This window comes from Flavobacterium algoriphilum, from assembly GCF_048158655.1.
GTDB classification, from domain to species: domain Bacteria; phylum Bacteroidota; class Bacteroidia; order Flavobacteriales; family Flavobacteriaceae; genus Flavobacterium; species Flavobacterium algoriphilum.
In genome coordinates this window covers 289,069-305,280 of the sequence record NZ_JBLNKY010000004.1, presented here as the reverse complement: position 1 = coordinate 305,280, position 16,212 = coordinate 289,069, and the positions used below count along the sequence as shown (strand labels likewise).

The 16,212-nt window shown below is 33.7% G+C and carries 10 protein-coding genes; 3 read left to right on the top strand and 7 right to left on the bottom strand.

What is annotated here, in order from left to right; all coding sequences use genetic code 11:
• The first annotated feature begins 217 nt into the window (after window positions 1-217).
• Window positions 218-1,831, top strand: a complete 1,614-nt coding sequence (pafA, locus tag ACM55G_RS09710; protein WP_416843713.1) for an alkaline phosphatase PafA — start codon at window positions 218-220, stop codon at window positions 1,829-1,831.
• A gap of 60 nt (window positions 1,832-1,891) precedes the next feature.
• Here the strand turns inward: pafA and lysA are convergent, their stop codons facing one another.
• From lysA to gltB, 3 genes are all read right to left on the bottom strand, one after another.
• Entirely contained in the window at window positions 1,892-3,112 is a 1,221-nt protein-coding gene (lysA, locus tag ACM55G_RS09705) for a diaminopimelate decarboxylase (protein WP_416843712.1), read from the bottom strand.
• A 193-nt stretch (window positions 3,113-3,305) separates the two neighbouring features.
• A complete protein-coding gene (locus ACM55G_RS09700; protein WP_416843711.1) occupies window positions 3,306-4,760 on the bottom strand; it encodes a glutamate synthase subunit beta in 1,455 nt (484 codons plus the stop codon).
• Window positions 4,761-4,762: 2 nt separating this feature from the next.
• Window positions 4,763-9,277: a glutamate synthase large subunit gene (gltB, locus tag ACM55G_RS09695; protein ID WP_416843710.1), complete on the bottom strand. Its 4,515-nt coding sequence runs from the start codon at window positions 9,275-9,277 to the stop codon at window positions 4,763-4,765.
• A 398-nt stretch (window positions 9,278-9,675) separates the two neighbouring features.
• Between gltB and sucC the strand changes: the two genes are divergently transcribed.
• Window positions 9,676-10,869, top strand: coding sequence for an ADP-forming succinate--CoA ligase subunit beta (gene sucC / locus ACM55G_RS09690; protein WP_416843709.1), 1,194 nt, complete (start codon window positions 9,676-9,678; stop codon window positions 10,867-10,869).
• Window positions 10,870-11,101: 232 nt separating this feature from the next.
• A complete protein-coding gene (locus tag ACM55G_RS09685) occupies window positions 11,102-12,667 on the top strand; it encodes a protein adenylyltransferase SelO (protein WP_416843708.1) in 1,566 nt (521 codons plus the stop codon).
• A gap of 102 nt (window positions 12,668-12,769) precedes the next feature.
• Here the strand turns inward: ACM55G_RS09685 and ACM55G_RS09680 are convergent, their stop codons facing one another.
• From ACM55G_RS09680 to ACM55G_RS09665, 4 genes are read right to left on the bottom strand one after another with little or no spacing between them, the layout of a single operon-like run.
• A complete protein-coding gene (locus tag ACM55G_RS09680; RefSeq protein WP_416843720.1) occupies window positions 12,770-13,237 on the bottom strand; it encodes a DUF1456 family protein in 468 nt (155 codons plus the stop codon).
• A 58-nt stretch (window positions 13,238-13,295) separates the two neighbouring features.
• Complete coding sequence (locus ACM55G_RS09675) at window positions 13,296-14,327, bottom strand: aminotransferase class I/II-fold pyridoxal phosphate-dependent enzyme (protein ID WP_416843707.1); 1,032 nt, start codon at window positions 14,325-14,327, stop codon at window positions 13,296-13,298.
• Window positions 14,328-14,333: 6 nt separating this feature from the next.
• Window positions 14,334-15,344: a dipeptide epimerase gene (locus tag ACM55G_RS09670; RefSeq protein WP_416843706.1), complete on the bottom strand. Its 1,011-nt coding sequence runs from the start codon at window positions 15,342-15,344 to the stop codon at window positions 14,334-14,336.
• Between the two features lie 45 nt (window positions 15,345-15,389).
• Window positions 15,390-16,205 carry an alpha/beta hydrolase gene (locus ACM55G_RS09665; protein ID WP_416843705.1) on the bottom strand — a complete coding sequence of 272 codons (816 nt, stop codon included), beginning with the start codon at window positions 16,203-16,205 and terminating at the stop codon, window positions 15,390-15,392.
• Window positions 16,206-16,212: the final 7 nt, after the last annotated feature.

The window sequence follows — 16,212 nt, the reverse complement described above, 5'->3', positions numbered from 1 at the left end:
TTATGTGGGAGAGTATGTCGTCGCCTTTCTTTAAAGAATCCTCATCATTTATTTGATGAGGATTTTTTTTGCGTAAAATAACTTTTATTGTCAAAAAGGTGGATAGGTTCACTTAAATTAAGGTTAAGGAAAGATTAATTTATTATGCTTAAATTATGGTTAAGACTTATTTTATAACATTAAGTTGTATTTTTGTTGAACTATATAAAAATACAATATGAAAAAAATTATTTTATTTTTGACATTTATAATGTCTTTAAATATGCAGGCTCAAGAACGACCAAAATTAGTTGTTGGTATTGTTGTTGATCAAATGAAGATGGAATATTTATATCGTTTTGCTGATGATTTTTCTTCTGATGGATTCAAAAGATTGATGCATAATGGTTATACATTTCATAATATGCATTACAATTATATGCCAACTTATACTGCTCCGGGTCATGCTAGTATTTATACTGGAGCAACACCTTCTACTCACGGTATTGTAGGGAATGATTGGTTTAATAAATCCATTGGTAAAGATATGTATTGCACTGATGATGCTTCTGTAAAAACAATTGGGGAGGGTACAGAAAAAGAGGGCGCAATGTCTCCGAAATATTTATTAAGTACCACTATTACGGATGAATTACGAATGGCGACTAATTTCAAAGGTAAAGTAATTGGGATGAGTCTTAAAGATAGAGGCGCTATTTTACCTGCTGGACATTTTGCTAATTGGGCCTTTTGGTACAGTAGTACAGGAGCTTTTATTTCTAGTACTTTTTATGGCTCAACATTACCAGCCTGGGTTTCTCAATTCAATGAAGAAAAACGATACATGAATTACATCAATAAAGGGTGGGATTTATTGAAGCCTACTGCTACTTATAATGAAAGCCTTCCTGATGATAATCCGTATGAAGGCAAATTAAATAAAGCAAATGCACCTGTTTTCCCGTATGATTTAAGTAGGATATTTAAAGAAAAAGGTGCGGATGTTTTGCGTACCACACCTTTTGGGAATGATATTTTGGCTGAATTAGCGATGAAAGCCATTGAAAAAGAAGGGCTAGGTGAAGATGATATCACTGATTTTCTTACTGTTAGTTTTTCTTCTACAGATTATGTAGGGCATACTTTTGGTCCACGTTCTATGGAATTACAGGATACTTACTTGCGTTTAGATCAAACTTTGAGTATGTTTTTAAATTATTTAGATAAGACCGTTGGAAAGGATAATTATTTGCTTTTTTTAACCGCCGATCACGCTGGTGCTGAAAATCCAAATTATTTAAAAGATAATAAATACAATGTAAAAAATATTCCTTCTAAAGAGATTGTTGATGCCATAAGAAAACATTCTAACGAAACGTTTGGAACGGATTTAATATTGGATTATTCTAACTTTAATCTTTTTTTTAATAAAGAGATAATAAAGGATAAAGGATTAGAATTGACAAAAGTGAAACAAAGTTTTAAAGACTTTTTGATGACGCAAGAACAAGTGAAAAGAGCCTATACCGAAGAAGAGATTTTGGCTTCATCAGGAGCTGATTATTTTTTGGATTTTATTTCAAAAGGTTACGATCCAAAACAAAATGGCGATATTGTTATACTCGATAAAGCAGGCTACATGGAATACCAAGCTACAGGAACGACACATGGCTCCCCTAATAGTTACGATACCCATGTACCGTTACTTTTTTATGGATGGAAAGTGCCAAAAGGGGAATTACATACTAAAAAACACATTACTCAAATTGCACCTACACTTTCGCAAATGTTAAAAATTCCATTTCCTAATGGAACAGAATCCGAAGTTTTAGAAACGCTTTTCGATAAATAGAAAATAAGATTATATTGTTAAAACAAAATCCCATTTGCGTTAGCAAATGGGATTTTTATTTTAAACTGTTGCAATTGTAACTGGCAATGGAATCTGATTTTTTAATAAATCTTCAAAGGTTTCACGTGTCCGGATTAATAGTCCTTCACCGTTTATCCATAATACTTCAGCAGGTTTGTATCTTGAATTATAATTAGATGCCATAGAAAAACAATAGGCTCCAGCATTTCTAAAACATAAAATATCACCTTCTTTTATTTCGGATATTCTTCTATTATTTGCAAAAGTATCCGTTTCACAAATGTATCCAACAACGGAATAAAAACGTTCTTTCCCTTTTGGGTGTGAAATGTTTTCAATATGATGTTGTGAACCATAAAACATTGGTCGTATTAAGTGATTGAAACCACTGTCTATTCCTGCAAAAACTGTTGATGTAGTTTGTTTTACAACATTAACTTTAGCTAAAAAGAAACCAGCTTCACTTACTAAAAATTTACCAGGTTCAAATATTAATGTCAATTCTTTACCGTATTCTACACAAAAAGCATTAAATCTTTTCGAAAGTTTCTTTCCTAATTCTTCAATATCAGTTTCAATGTCATCTTTCTTATAAGGTACTTTAAAACCACTTCCAAAGTCTAGAAATTCAAGATTTTTGAAGTTTTTTGCGGCATCAAATAAGATTTCAGCTGCGTATAAAAATACTTCTATGTCAAGAATATCAGAACCCGTATGCATATGAATACCTACAATATTCATTTTTGTGTTTTCAACAATACGAACCAAATGTGGTAATTGATGAACTGAAATGCCAAATTTACTATCAATATGACCAACTGAAATATTTGCATTACCGCCTGCCATTACGTGAGGATTTATACGGATACAAACTGGTACAGATGGATATTTTGTGCCAAATTGCTCTAATATAGATAAGTTATCAATGTTGATTTGAACTCCCATTGCTGTAACTTCTTCTATTTCTTCCAAAGAAACTCCATTGGGTGTGTAGAATATTTTTTCAGGCTCATATCCTGCATGAAGCCCTAATAATACTTCTTGAATCGAAACAGTGTCTAAACCAGATCCCATTTCTTTTAGTAATTGAAGGATTGCAATATTAGACAATGCTTTCACTGCATAGTTAATGCGTAACTTATTTACTTTAGAAAAAGCTTTTGATAATCTGTTGTATTGAGATTGTATTTTTTCGGCATCATAAACATATAACGGACTTCCGAATTGTTCTGCTAATTGTAGTAAGTCTTTTGATTGCATTTTGATTCTATTTTTAGGCAAATTTATTATTCTTTATCAATACAAACAAGTAATAATATAAATTTTAACAAAATATAACAAAATGTTATTAATATAACAATTAGTGCTAATTATTCATTTTCTGTAACTTTAGTCAAAGAAAAAATCCCTTGATAATTATTTTATCAAGGGATTATATAAAAATTATTTTTTATTATAAATTAGGTAAATCACCAGTACCTTTTGTTGGTAAATTAGTATATCCCATCAAATAATTGTCTACTTCTCTAGCAGCTTCACGACCTTCAGAAATGGCCCAAACAATTAAGGATTGTCCTCTTCTCATGTCTCCAGCGGTAAATATGTGCGAAACATTAGTTTGGTAATTTGTCGCCTTGTAGTTGCTCCTAAAATCTACTTCCAATCCTAATTGATCACTTAATGTTTTTTCAGGACCTGTAAAACCGAGTGCTAATAGAGCTAAATCACAGGGCCATATTTTTTCTGATCCTTCTTTTTCTATTAATTCTGGTCTTTGTCCTGGTGTCATTTTCCAAGCTACTTCAACAGTTTTCAATCCTGTTAATTCACCTTTTTCATTAGAAATGAATTCTTTGGTATTGATTAACCAGTTTCTATCACAACCTTCTTCATGAGAAGAGGAAGTTTTTAATTGTAATGGCCAAAAAGGCCAAGGAGTAGTTTCACTTCTACCAACGGGTGGTTTAGGTAAAATCTCAAAATTAGTAACCGATTTTGCTCCGTGTCTGTTTGATGTTCCAACGCAATCTGATCCCGTATCTCCACCACCAATAACGATAACATTTTTACCAGTTGCTTTAATTTGGTCTGGTATAGATTCTCCGAATACTACTTTAGTTTGTTGAGTTAAAAAGTCCATTGCTTGAACAACACCTTTGCTTTCAATTCCTTTTGTTGGTAAGCTTCTTCTTTCAGTTGCACCACCACACAATACAATCGAATCAAAAGAATTTAATTCTTCAATACTGAAATTTACACCAACGTTTACATTGGTTTTAAATACAATTCCTTCAGCTTCTAGAATAGCCACACGTCTGTCGATAATTCCTTTTTCTAATTTGAAATTTGGAATTCCGTAACGTAATAAACCACCAATAGCATTGTCTCTTTCAAAAACGGTAACGGTATGTCCTGCACGATTTAATTGTTGTGCAGCCGCTAAACCAGCAGGACCAGAGCCTATTACAGCTACCGTTTTACCTGTTCTTGTCGCTGGAATTTGTGGTTTTATCCATCCTTCTGCGAAACCTCTTTCGACAATATTTTTTTCGATATTTTCAATAGCTACAGGCTCACTGATTATACCCAAAACACATGATTTTTCACATGGAGCAGGACATAATCTTCCTGTGAATTCAGGGAAATTGTTTGTTGATTGCAAAATCTCCAACGCACTTTCCCATTCTTCTTGATGCACCATGTCATTAAAATCAGGAATCAAATTTCCTAACGGACAAGCACTGTGGCAAAAAGGAATTCCACAATCCATACATCTTGAACCTTGTTCTTTTATTTTATCTTTTTCTAACGGAATTGTAAACTCATTATAGTTTGATACACGTTCTACAACAGCTATATTATTTTCGTCAGTTCTATTATAATCTTTAAATCCACCTATCTTACCCATGACTATGCTATTAGTTCTTCTATTTGCTTTTCTTCTGCTAATCTTTTCAATGCTTTCTTGTAATCTGTTGGCATCACTTTAATAAAGTTTTTTTGTTGATTTTGCCAATCTTCCAAAATTCTTTTTGCCAAAGGACTATTGGTGTACATAGAATGATTTTTAATTAAACGTCTCAATTTAGTTATGTCCTCTTCTTCTAATGTTTCAAAAGCAACCATTTCCATATTACATAAAGTAGCATCGAATTTTTTATTTGGATCAAAAACATAAGCAATACCTCCACTCATACCTGCAGCAAAATTTCTTCCGGTTTTGCCTAAAACTACAACAGTTCCACCAGTCATATATTCACATCCATGATCTCCAATTCCTTCCACAACAGCTGTTGCTCCAGAATTTCTAACACAAAAACGTTCTCCAGCCATACCGTTGATATAAGCTTCTCCAGTGATTGCTCCGTAAAGGGCAACATTACCAATGATGATATTTTCTTCAGGTTTGAATGTTGCAGTAGGAGGGACTTTGATAATTAATTTAGCACCTGAAAGTCCTTTTCCTAAATAATCATTACAGTTTCCATGAATTTTGAATGACAAACCATTTGTTGCAAAAGCACCAAAACTTTGTCCGGCAGAACCTTCAAAATCAACTAATATAGTGTCTTCAGGTAAACCTTGTTCTCCATATATTTTTGAAATCTCATTACTTAATATCGCACCTACAGAACGATCTGTATTTTTAATATTAAAAGTAACTCTTGTTTTTTCTTTTCTATAAATAGAAGGAATTGCAGCTTTTATAATTTCAAAATCAAGTACATTCTCTAAAGCATGATCTTGATTAGTTGTATTGTGATTTGGAACTACTTTAGCTTTTTCTGGTTTGTATAAAATAGTAGATAAATCTAATCCACTAGCTTTATAATGTTTGATGGCTTTGTTGACATTCAATTTTTGAGATTGTCCCACCATTTCTTTAAGTGTTCTAAAGCCTAATTGTGCCATGATTTCTCTCAACTCCTCAGCAATAAAATACATGAAGTTAATGATATGCTCCGGAGTTCCTTTGAAATTTTTTCTCAATTCAGGATCTTGCGTTGCGATACCAACTGGGCAAGTATTCAAGTGACAAGCTCGCATCATAATACAACCAGACGCTACTAACGGTGCTGTTGCAAAACCAAATTCTTCAGCTCCAAGTAAAGCAGCAATAGCTACATCACGTCCTGTTTTTAATTGTCCGTCACATTCTAAAACGACACGGCTTCTTAAATCATTTAAGATTAGTGTTTGTTGTGCTTCGGCAAGTCCCAATTCCCAAGGAATACCTGTATGTTGTAATGATGTTAATGGTGCCGCACCCGTTCCTCCATCGTATCCTGAAATCAAGATTACATCGGCTTTTGCTTTAGCAACACCGGCTGCGATTGTTCCAACACCTACTTCAGAAACTAATTTAACGTTAATACGTGCTTCACGATTGGCATTTTTTAAATCAAAAATCAATTGAGATAAATCTTCAATAGAGTAAATATCGTGATGTGGCGGCGGAGAAATAAGTCCAACATAAGGCGTTGAATTTCTAACTTTTGCAATCCAAGGCACTACTTTTTCTCCAGGTAATTGACCACCTTCTCCAGGTTTTGCACCTTGAGCCATTTTTATTTGAATCTCTTTGGCACTTGTCAAATAATTGATAGATACACCAAATCTTCCTGAAGCAACTTGTTTAATAGCACTATTTCTAGAATCACCATTTAAGTCTTTTTGGAAACGGTTAGTATCTTCTCCACCTTCTCCAGAATTACTTTTTCCTCCAATTCTATTCATGGCAATTGCCAAGTTTTCATGGGCTTCCTGACTGATTGATCCATAAGACATGGCTCCAGTTTTGAATTTTTTTACAATTTCGGTCCAAGGTTCTACTTCGTCAATAGAAATTGGATCCAAATTATTGAATTCAAATAAACCTCTAATAGTCATTAGGTTTTTACTTTGGTCATTAACCATATTGGAGTATTCCTTATAACTTTCCGGACTGTTTAATCGAACAGCCTGTTGTAATTTAGAAATCGTTGTTGGGTTGAACATGTGTTTTTCACCAGTTCTTCTCCATCTGTAGACACCTCCAATTTCAAGCGGCAATAAATTGGCCACTTTTGAATTTGGGAAAGCTTTTTGATATCTTTTTTTGATTTCTTTTTCTACTTCATTTAATCCAATTCCTTCAATTCTAGAAGGCGTGTAAGGGAAATATTTAGAAGTGAATGTTTTATTTAATCCTAAAATTTCAAAAATTTGGGCCGCTCTATACGAATGTAAAGTAGAGATACCAATTTTATTCATGATTTTAAGGATTCCTTTTGCAATCGCTTTATTATAGTTTTTAATAGCATAATCCGCTTTTATACCAGTAATAAAACCTTGGTTAACTTGGTCATGAATGATTTCATTTACCATATAAGGATTTATTGCGCTTGCACCATAACCAAATAATAATGCAAAATGATGTGGTTCGCGTGGTTCAGCAGATTCAATTATGATTCCAAATTTTGAACGAACTTGTAGAATATTCAGTGAATGGTGAATATATGAACAAGCCAATAACATTGGTATTGGAGCCATTTTTTCGCTTACACCTCTATCAGAAATGATTACGATATTACATCCTTCAGAAACAGCTTTAAAAGTAGCTTGAACGGCTCTTTCCAAAGCGCGTTCCAATCCATTTACTCCTTTTTCGATATCATATAAAGTAGAAATAGTCACCGATTTGAAATCAACATGATCAATATTTCTTACTTTATCTAAATCTTCATTCGAGATAACTGGGTTTTGAATCTTTAATTTTTTACAATGTTTAGGATCAACATCAAAAATATTATAATCACCACCAATTGCTAAACTGATATCAGTAATGATTTCTTCACGAATACCATCCAATGGGGGATTAGTAACCTGAGCAAATAATTGTTTGAAATAGTTATATAAAAGTTGTGGTTGATCTGATAAAACCGCTAACGGAGTATCATTACCCATAGAACTTAAAGCTTCATTACCTTGAGCTCCCATTGGGTTTATAATTGTTTTTAAATCCTCGATAGTATAACCAAATAAACGTTGTCTTGTTTCAAAGTCTACGTTTTCGGTTGGTATCGGATTATTGGTATAAGGAATTTGAGCTAATTGCAATAAATTCTCATCTAACCATTTTTTATAGGGACGTTTAGTAGCAATAGCATTTTTGATCTCATCATCTTCAATGATTCGACCTTCGTTCATGTCTACCAAGAACATTTTTCCTGGTTCTAAACGACCGTGTTGAATAACATCTTCTGGTTTAATATCAAGAACACCAATTTCGGAAGACATAATTACGAAACCGCTTTTTGTCAAAGTATAACGAGAAGGTCTCAATCCATTTCTATCCAATAAGGCTCCAATAACGTTACCATCAGTAAAAGGAATAGAAGCTGGACCATCCCAAGGTTCCATGATACAAGCATTGTATTCGTAAAATGCTTTTTTCTCTTCTGACATGGTTTGGTGTTTTTCCCAAGCTTCAGGAACTACCATCATCATTGCTTCCGGTAAAGAACGTCCGGTCATCAATAACAATTCGACAACCATATCCATAGAAGCTGAATCTGATTTTCCTTCTAATATAATAGGGAATAATTTTTTCAAATCATCACCAAAAACATCACTTTGCATCAATTCTTCACGAGCACGCATTCTGCTTATGTTTCCACGAAGCGTATTGATTTCTCCATTATGACACATGTATCTAAATGGTTGTGCTAACTCCCATGAAGGGAACGTATTAGTTGAAAAGCGTTGGTGAACCAAAGCTAATCTAGTAACTAAATCAGTATCAGATAAATCAGTATAGTATCGGCTAATGTCTTCCGGCATCAACAACCCTTTATAGATAATGGTAGTTGTTGAAAAACTAGAAAAATAGAACATATGACTTTCTGAAGTTCTTGAATTTCTTATGGTATGTTCTGCAATTTTTCTTGCAGCAAACATTTTGGCGTTAAATTGTTGTTCCGTCAGGTCCAATCCATTTTTGCTAACAAATACTTGTTTTACAGTTGGTTCTTTTTCAGCTGCAATTTGTCCTAAATTAGAAATATCAACAGGAACATCTCTCCAGCCTAGAATTTCTAAATTTTGATTGCGTATAGAATCCTCAAAAGTTGTTTTACAAAAAGCGACTTGGTTTATACTTTTGGGCATAAAAACCATTCCTACTGCATATTGTCTTGCTTCTGGTATTTCAAAATCACATACTTTCTTAAAAAATATATGAGGGATATCAAATAAAATTCCTGCTCCATCTCCGGTTCTTCCATCCGCACTAACAGCTCCACGATGCTCTAGCTTTATTAAGATATCTAGTGCTTTATGGATAATATCATTAGACTTAATTCCATTCAAATTACAAATAAATCCTGCGCCACAATTATCATGTTCAAATTCGGGCAAATAAAGGCCTTGTTCTTTAACTTTCATGCTTAATATTTTTTTTACAAAATTAAAGATTTAGTAACATATAATGAGTGTAAAAGCCAAATTGAATGTATTTTTACAGTAATAGTAGAAAAAGGAACGATAAATCACAATAATTGTATTTAAAGAGAGTTGAATTGATTTTTCTATAAAAAGAAAACCTATAAAAAGGACTTGAGTCAATTATTTTGAAAGAATTATTTTAATGAGGAATTTTGTTTTAGAATTATAACAAAATGTTTGTTATTTTTTATATTTTTTGAATCGTCTAATGATAAGCTAGAAATATACAATTTGAGGCGTTACATTTAATGAAAAAAAATAGCAGTTAAGTTTAATTTTGCTATTTTTGTGCCACTTTTATTCTGAAATAAATTCAGAATCCAGACAAATTCTATATTATGAACATACACGAATATCAAGGAAAAGAGATTTTAGCTAGCTACGGGGTTCGCATTCAACGCGGAATCGTTGCTAATAGTCCAGTAGAAGCCGTTGCTGCTGCAAAACAATTAACTACCGAAACCGGTACAAGTTGGTATGTAGTAAAAGCCCAAGTTCATGCAGGTGGACGTGGTAAAGGTGGTGGAGTTAAACTTGCCAAAAACTTACAACAAGTAGAAGAAATTGCAACACAAATCATTGGAATGCAATTGGTAACACCTCAAACTTCTGCGGAAGGGAAGAAAGTACACAAAGTTTTAATCGCTGAAGATGTATATTATCCTGGTGAAAGTGAAACTTCTGAGTTTTATGTTTCTGTTTTATTGAATAGAGCTACAGGTCGTAACATGATTATGTATTCTACTGAAGGTGGAATGGATATTGAAGAAGTTGCGGAACACACACCACATTTAATTTTTACCGAAGAAATTGATCCTTCTGTTGGATTACAAGGTTTTCAAGCAAGAAGAATTGCTTTTAACTTAGGTCTTTCTGGAAATGCGTTCAAAGAAATGGTGAAATTCATCGATTCTTTATACAATGCTTATATTGGATCTGATGCTTCGATGTTTGAAATCAACCCGGTTTTGAAAACATCAGATAATAAAATTATGGCTGTAGATGCTAAAGTAAATATCGATGATAATGCTTTATACAGACAAAAGAAATATGCTGATATGCGTGACATTCGTGAGGAAAATCCAATCGAAGTTGAAGCAAAAGAAGTAGGTTTAAACTATGTTGATCTTGACGGTACAGTAGGATGTATGGTGAACGGAGCTGGTTTAGCTATGGCGACGATGGATTTAATTAAATATGCTGGTTTTGAACCTGCTAACTTTCTTGACGTAGGTGGAACTGCTGATGCAAAACGTGTTGAAACTGCTTTCCGTATTATTTTAAAAGATCAAAACGTAAAAGCAATTTTGATTAATATTTTTGGTGGAATCGTTCGTTGTGACCGTGTAGCGCAAGGAGTTGTTGATGCTTACAAAAATATGGGTGATGCAATTAAAGTACCAATTATTGTTCGTTTGCAAGGTACAAATGCAGCTATAGCAAAAGAATTAATTGACAATTCAGGAATGCCAATTTTATCTGCTGTTGAATTTCAAGAAGCAGCTGACCAAGTAAAAGCAGCACTTTCTTAATTTAGAAAATAGTTATATATTTTAAAGGATCCTGAGTGAAAGCTCAGGATTTTTTTATGTAATAAATTTATAATGTTGACGATACTATAAATTAAGGTTTTAGTGGTTATAAATAAAATGACTTTGGTTATATAATAAAGTTATCATAAGAATTCAATTATGTGTGCGGTATCGAATACCTTTACGTTATACTAGTCTTAATTATTTCTAGTTTATATTAATCTGTTAAGAAATGAAACTTCATATACAAAATAATTTTACAACCGAATTACCCGCTGATCCAAGTGATATCAATATGCCAAGACAGGTTCAGCAAGCTTGTTACTCCTACGTATTACCCCAAAAACCTTCAAATCCTTCTCTGATTCACGCTTCAATTGAAGTCGCTAATGCTATTGGTATTTCTCAGGAAGATATACTTTCAGCTGATTTTTTAAATACTTTTTCAGGAAGCACCGTTTATCCGGGCACGAAACCCTTTGCATTGTGTTATGCTGGACATCAATTTGGGAATTGGGCTGGGCAATTAGGTGACGGTCGGGCAATTAATCTTACTGAAGTGGTTCATGAAAATAAGGTGTATACTTTGCAGTTAAAAGGAGCGGGGCCGACTCCATATTCAAGAACAGCAGATGGTTTTGCAGTTTTACGATCTTCTATTCGGGAGCATTTGTGTGCAGAAGCGATGCATTATTTGGGTGTTCCAACAACACGTTCGCTTTCACTAATGCTTTCTGGCGATCAAGTACTGCGTGATGTATTGTATAATGGAAATCCTGCCTATGAAAAAGGAGCAATTGTTTGCAGAGTGGCCCCATCTTTTATGCGGTTTGGTAGCTTCGAATTATTTTCTTCTCGAAAAGACTACGTTAATCTCAAATTATTAGCTGATTTCACCATTAAACATCATTTTCCTCACATTCAAGGGGAAGGTGTGGGGAAATATCTGGACTTTTTTCATGAAGTTACCCAAACTACCCTAAACATGATTGTGCACTGGCAACGTGTAGGTTTTGTTCATGGAGTTATGAATACCGACAACATGTCCATTCACGGTATTACCATTGATTATGGACCTTACGGTTGGTTGGAAGACTATAATTCCAGTTGGACGCCTAATACAACGGATAACCAACATAAAAGATACCGTTTTGGCAATCAACCTGAGATTGCGCTGTGGAATTTGTATCAATTGGCCAATGCTTTGTATCCTTTGATTCAGGATGCTAAACCGCTGGAAACTATTTTGGACGCTTTTAGTACTGATTACGAAAAGGAGTATTTGAATATGATGCAAAATAAACTCGGGTTCCAAATTAAAAAAGAACAAGATGTAGTTTTGATTCAGAGTTTGACTCAATTGTTGGAAGGTGTAGAAACGGATATGACTATTTTCTTTAGAAATCTGGGTAATGTTACTAAAGCAGATGATGCAACAACAGCTTTCAATACATTAAAAGATGCGTTCTACAACGAAAAAGACTTAGATGAAACGATCTTGAAAGATTGGCACGACTGGTTTGAGAAGTATACTATTCGAATCAATGAAGAAACGCTGTTAGATACTGAAAGAAAAGAGCTTATGAACAGCGTAAATCCAAAATATGTATTGCGAAATTATATAGCGCAATTGTGTATTGAAGATGCAGATAAAGAAGATTATTCTTTGCTAAAGGAGCTATTTGAAATACTTAAAAATCCCTACGACGAACAACCAAATTTTCAAAAATGGTTTGCCAAAAGACCCGATTGGGCCAGAGATAAGGTGGGGTGCTCTATGTTAAGCTGTAGTTCTTAAAGTTTTTTTGATGAGACACTTTTAAATATGCAAAAAAAAAATCCTGAATTCTCGTTCAGGATTTTATAGTTTAATATAGTAGAGGATATAAATCTTTACTACTTATGATTTTTTATTCTTTCCGAAATTAAATTTCACTTTCTCCACTATTTGAACTTTTGGAGCTCCTTTTGAAAATTGTTTTTTGAACGGTTTCTTAGCAGCAGGCTTCGATTTTGAAGGACTTTCATCTCCTCTTGATTTATCTTCGTCTCTTGGCTTTGCTTTGAATTCAGGTCTTTCTGAAGCTCCTTCTTTTACAGGAATTTGAGCTTTGTGTTTAGCTAAAACATCGTTTGGGTTTTTAGGATTTTCTTTCGTTCCACGCAAGTGAATTACTAAAGCGTTTAGGAAATTACGCAACACTTGGTCGCCACATTCCATATAATTCTCATGTTTTTCATCACGGAAAAAAGCACCCAATTCTGATTTAGTGATTCTAAAATCTACTAATTCTAATATTTCAACTATTTGATCGTCACGCAACATTAATGCTACGCGAAGTTTTTTAAAGATATCGTTGTTTGTCATCATATTCTAATTTTTTACAAAGGTACGGTTAAAAAGCAATAGCACCACAATTTTAGATTTAGAATTGGTTTTGGTTCAGAATGTGAATTATTTTATCCAAATCTTCTTTTTTGTGATTGGCAGTAATTACAATTCGATTTAAATCCTTGGTGTCAGTGGGGTATTTAAAATTGGTTACAATAATTTTATTTGCAGTAAAAATTTCATTTATTCCTTCAATTTCAGGATAAATTAAAGGGTAATTTGGATCAAAATCAATTGCTTTATTTTTAATTAAATGAGCTTCTACATAATTCAAATTGTCTTTTAATTTTTGATGCTGTTGCAAATAAATCGCGGCCGCATCAGCCATGGTTTGTACAAATGCCGCATTCATTCCCGCACTGGCAACAAAAGTATCATGGGTTGCCATCTGATTAATAAATTCAGGGTCGCTTGCAATAATTCCTCCCGTGAGTCCAAAGGCTTTACCTAAAGAGGATACCATAATTTTTCTTTTAATATTGGGAAGATCAATATTCGAATAAATCCCGCAACCATTCGTCCCTAAAATTCCAAGCGAATGGGATTCGTCTACAACCAAAGTAATTTCTTTATTGGGAGGAATTAAATTTAGGACTGAAAGATCGATTGGTTTTACATGAAAGGAAGGAACAGCATCGGTTAGAATCGTAATTTTTTCAGTTACGTTATCCAGCAAACGAGGATTTAATTCATTTCCAATAAAAAAAGGAATACTATTTACCGCTTTGATTGCAGTGTGTATATCAGGAAAATGAAAAAATAAATTCGTTTCAGGTGTTAATGCTTCAACAACTAATTTTCCTGCTAACATTCCAGAAGAAAGGGTAAGAGCTGCATCTGCTTTGATGTAATTGGCTAAAAATCGTTCGCCGTTTTCGTAGGCGGTCAGTTGAATATTGGCGCTTCTCGAACTTCCATAAGCTGTTCCCCATTGTAAAATATTTTTAATGAGCAGTTTTTGGAATTCAGGATGTGTTGGTAAACCCAAATAGGCCGTTCCACCAAAATATAAATAGTCTGTATTGTCGATTTCTATTATTCGATCTGGAAATTGGTTGACTTTCATTTAGAATTAAATTAAAGTTACACCTGTACCATTTAAGTCGGAATAGCTTATTTTTCCAAAATCTATGGTTACACCAGTTGCAATATCTTCTGCCAAAAGCAATGCGCCATCCATATCTACATAATCCAATTGCGGCAATAAATGCGCAATTGCCGATATCCCTACAGTAGATTCGGTCATGCAACCCACCATCGTTTTTAAACCTAATTTCTTGGCTTCCTCAATCATGCGTCTCCCGGGAGTTAATCCGCCACATTTTACTAATTTGACATTTACGCCATGAAAATGATGGTGACATTTGGCCACATCTTCTTCTATAATACAACTTTCGTCAGCAATTATTGGTAAAACCGAATGTTTGAAAACTTCCTTGTGTCCTTCCCAATTGTCAGCCTTCATGGGTTGTTCCAAAAATTCTACGCCTAGTTTTTTTAACTCGACTGCATTATTTATGGTTTCTTCCACTCCCCAACCACAATTGGCATCGATTCTAAAAATGGCATTCGTGTGTTTTCGTAACTCTTTTACAATGGTAATATCTTCTTTGGTGCCTAGTTTAATTTTATAAATCGGCCAAGGCAATTCCTTCATTTTAGCAACCATTTTTTCTATGGAAGCTATCCCAATAGTATAATCGGTCAATGGATTTTTATCGATGGAATAATTCCATAACTCGTACAATTTCTTTCCTTTTTTGCGAGCATACAAATCGGTATATGCCATGTCCAAAGCGCACAAAGCAAACATATTGTTTTTTAAGTAAGGATGAATTTTTGTCCAAAATTCTTCGGGTGTTTCATTTGTCATAATTTCAATTACAGATCGAATTTTTTCTAAATCCTGCATCATCATTGAAACGGTTGTCCTATAATATGGATTAGATGTCGCTTCGCCAAAACCGGAGAATCCGTCACTTTTTAATGCTACAATCAATGAAGGCTGAAAGTCAATCGATTCTCTTGAAATCGTAAAGGTGTGTTTTAATTTAAGGTTGTATTCTCTTAAGATTAGTTCCATTTGAATCTGATTTAGTACTTAAAATTAATGTATTTATCTTTTAAATTAATAACCGAGCCATAAAACGGCTTTGACAAAACCATCGCGCCATAACTTTTCATTGTGTTGTCCTCCTTTTACGATTTTCTTTTCATTCAAATTGAGGCAATAACATCGTTTAGTATTAATTAGGTGTTCCATCTTATTGAGGTCAACAATCATAGAATCATCGTCACCTTCCTTATCTCCGCAAAGGAAATAATATTTTGTTTTTTGCTTATTATTTTTTTCTTCTAATTCGAAAATTTCCTTGCGGTTAATCCAAAAAGCGGGTGAAAAAATTCCAGCTTTACCAAACACTTCAGGATATTTTAAAGTAGCGTAAAAGGAAGTCAAACCACCTAAAGAACTTCCCATGATAGTGGTGTTTTTTTTCTCCCGTTTTGTTCTGTAAGTTTTATCAATTTGTGGCTTCAACGTTTTTACGATGAATTCTAAATAATCAGTTGCTTTTCCACCACCGTATTTCTCATTTTTATAAGGCGTTAGTTCCTCTAAACGTTTGTCATTTCCGTGTTCGATTCCTATGACAATGACTTGTGCATTGAGACTGTCCAATTTTTCATCAACATTCCATTCGCCAGAATAGGAAGTTTTAGCATCAAATAGATTTTGTGCATCGTGCATGTAGATCACAGAGTATTTCTTTTTTAAAGATAAGTAATTTTTAGGTAGATATACCCAGATTTTCTTTGCAGTTTTAAGTTGCGGCGCTTCAATTGTAAACGTTGAAACTTGTTTTGATGCGGTGCTTTGTTGAGCGAAATTTTTTACTGTTGCAAAAAGTAGTATAATAAGAATTAACTTAAACTGTTGAATCATTACAGGT

What these genes read in the sequence shown, in the direction of transcription:
- ACM55G_RS09680 (WP_416843720.1), bottom strand. Translation starts at nt 13,237, where the DNA reads ATGACAAACAACGATATCTTTAAAAAACTTCGCGTAGCATTAATGTTG.
- gltB (WP_416843710.1), bottom strand. Translation starts at nt 9,277, where the DNA reads ATGAAAGTTAAAGAACAAGGCCTTTATTTGCCCGAATTTGAACATGAT.
- ACM55G_RS09700 (WP_416843711.1), bottom strand. Translation starts at nt 4,760, where the DNA reads ATGGGTAAGATAGGTGGATTTAAAGATTATAATAGAACTGACGAAAAT.
- lysA (WP_416843712.1), bottom strand. Translation starts at nt 3,112, where the DNA reads ATGCAATCAAAAGACTTACTACAATTAGCAGAACAATTCGGAAGTCCG.
- pafA (WP_416843713.1), top strand. Translation starts at nt 218, where the DNA reads ATGAAAAAAATTATTTTATTTTTGACATTTATAATGTCTTTAAATATG.
- sucC (WP_416843709.1), top strand. Translation starts at nt 9,676, where the DNA reads ATGAACATACACGAATATCAAGGAAAAGAGATTTTAGCTAGCTACGGG.
- ACM55G_RS09665 (WP_416843705.1), bottom strand. Translation starts at nt 16,205, where the DNA reads ATGATTCAACAGTTTAAGTTAATTCTTATTATACTACTTTTTGCAACA.
- ACM55G_RS09675 (WP_416843707.1), bottom strand. Translation starts at nt 14,327, where the DNA reads ATGAAAGTCAACCAATTTCCAGATCGAATAATAGAAATCGACAATACA.
- ACM55G_RS09670 (WP_416843706.1), bottom strand. Translation starts at nt 15,344, where the DNA reads ATGGAACTAATCTTAAGAGAATACAACCTTAAATTAAAACACACCTTT.
- ACM55G_RS09685 (WP_416843708.1), top strand. Translation starts at nt 11,102, where the DNA reads ATGAAACTTCATATACAAAATAATTTTACAACCGAATTACCCGCTGAT.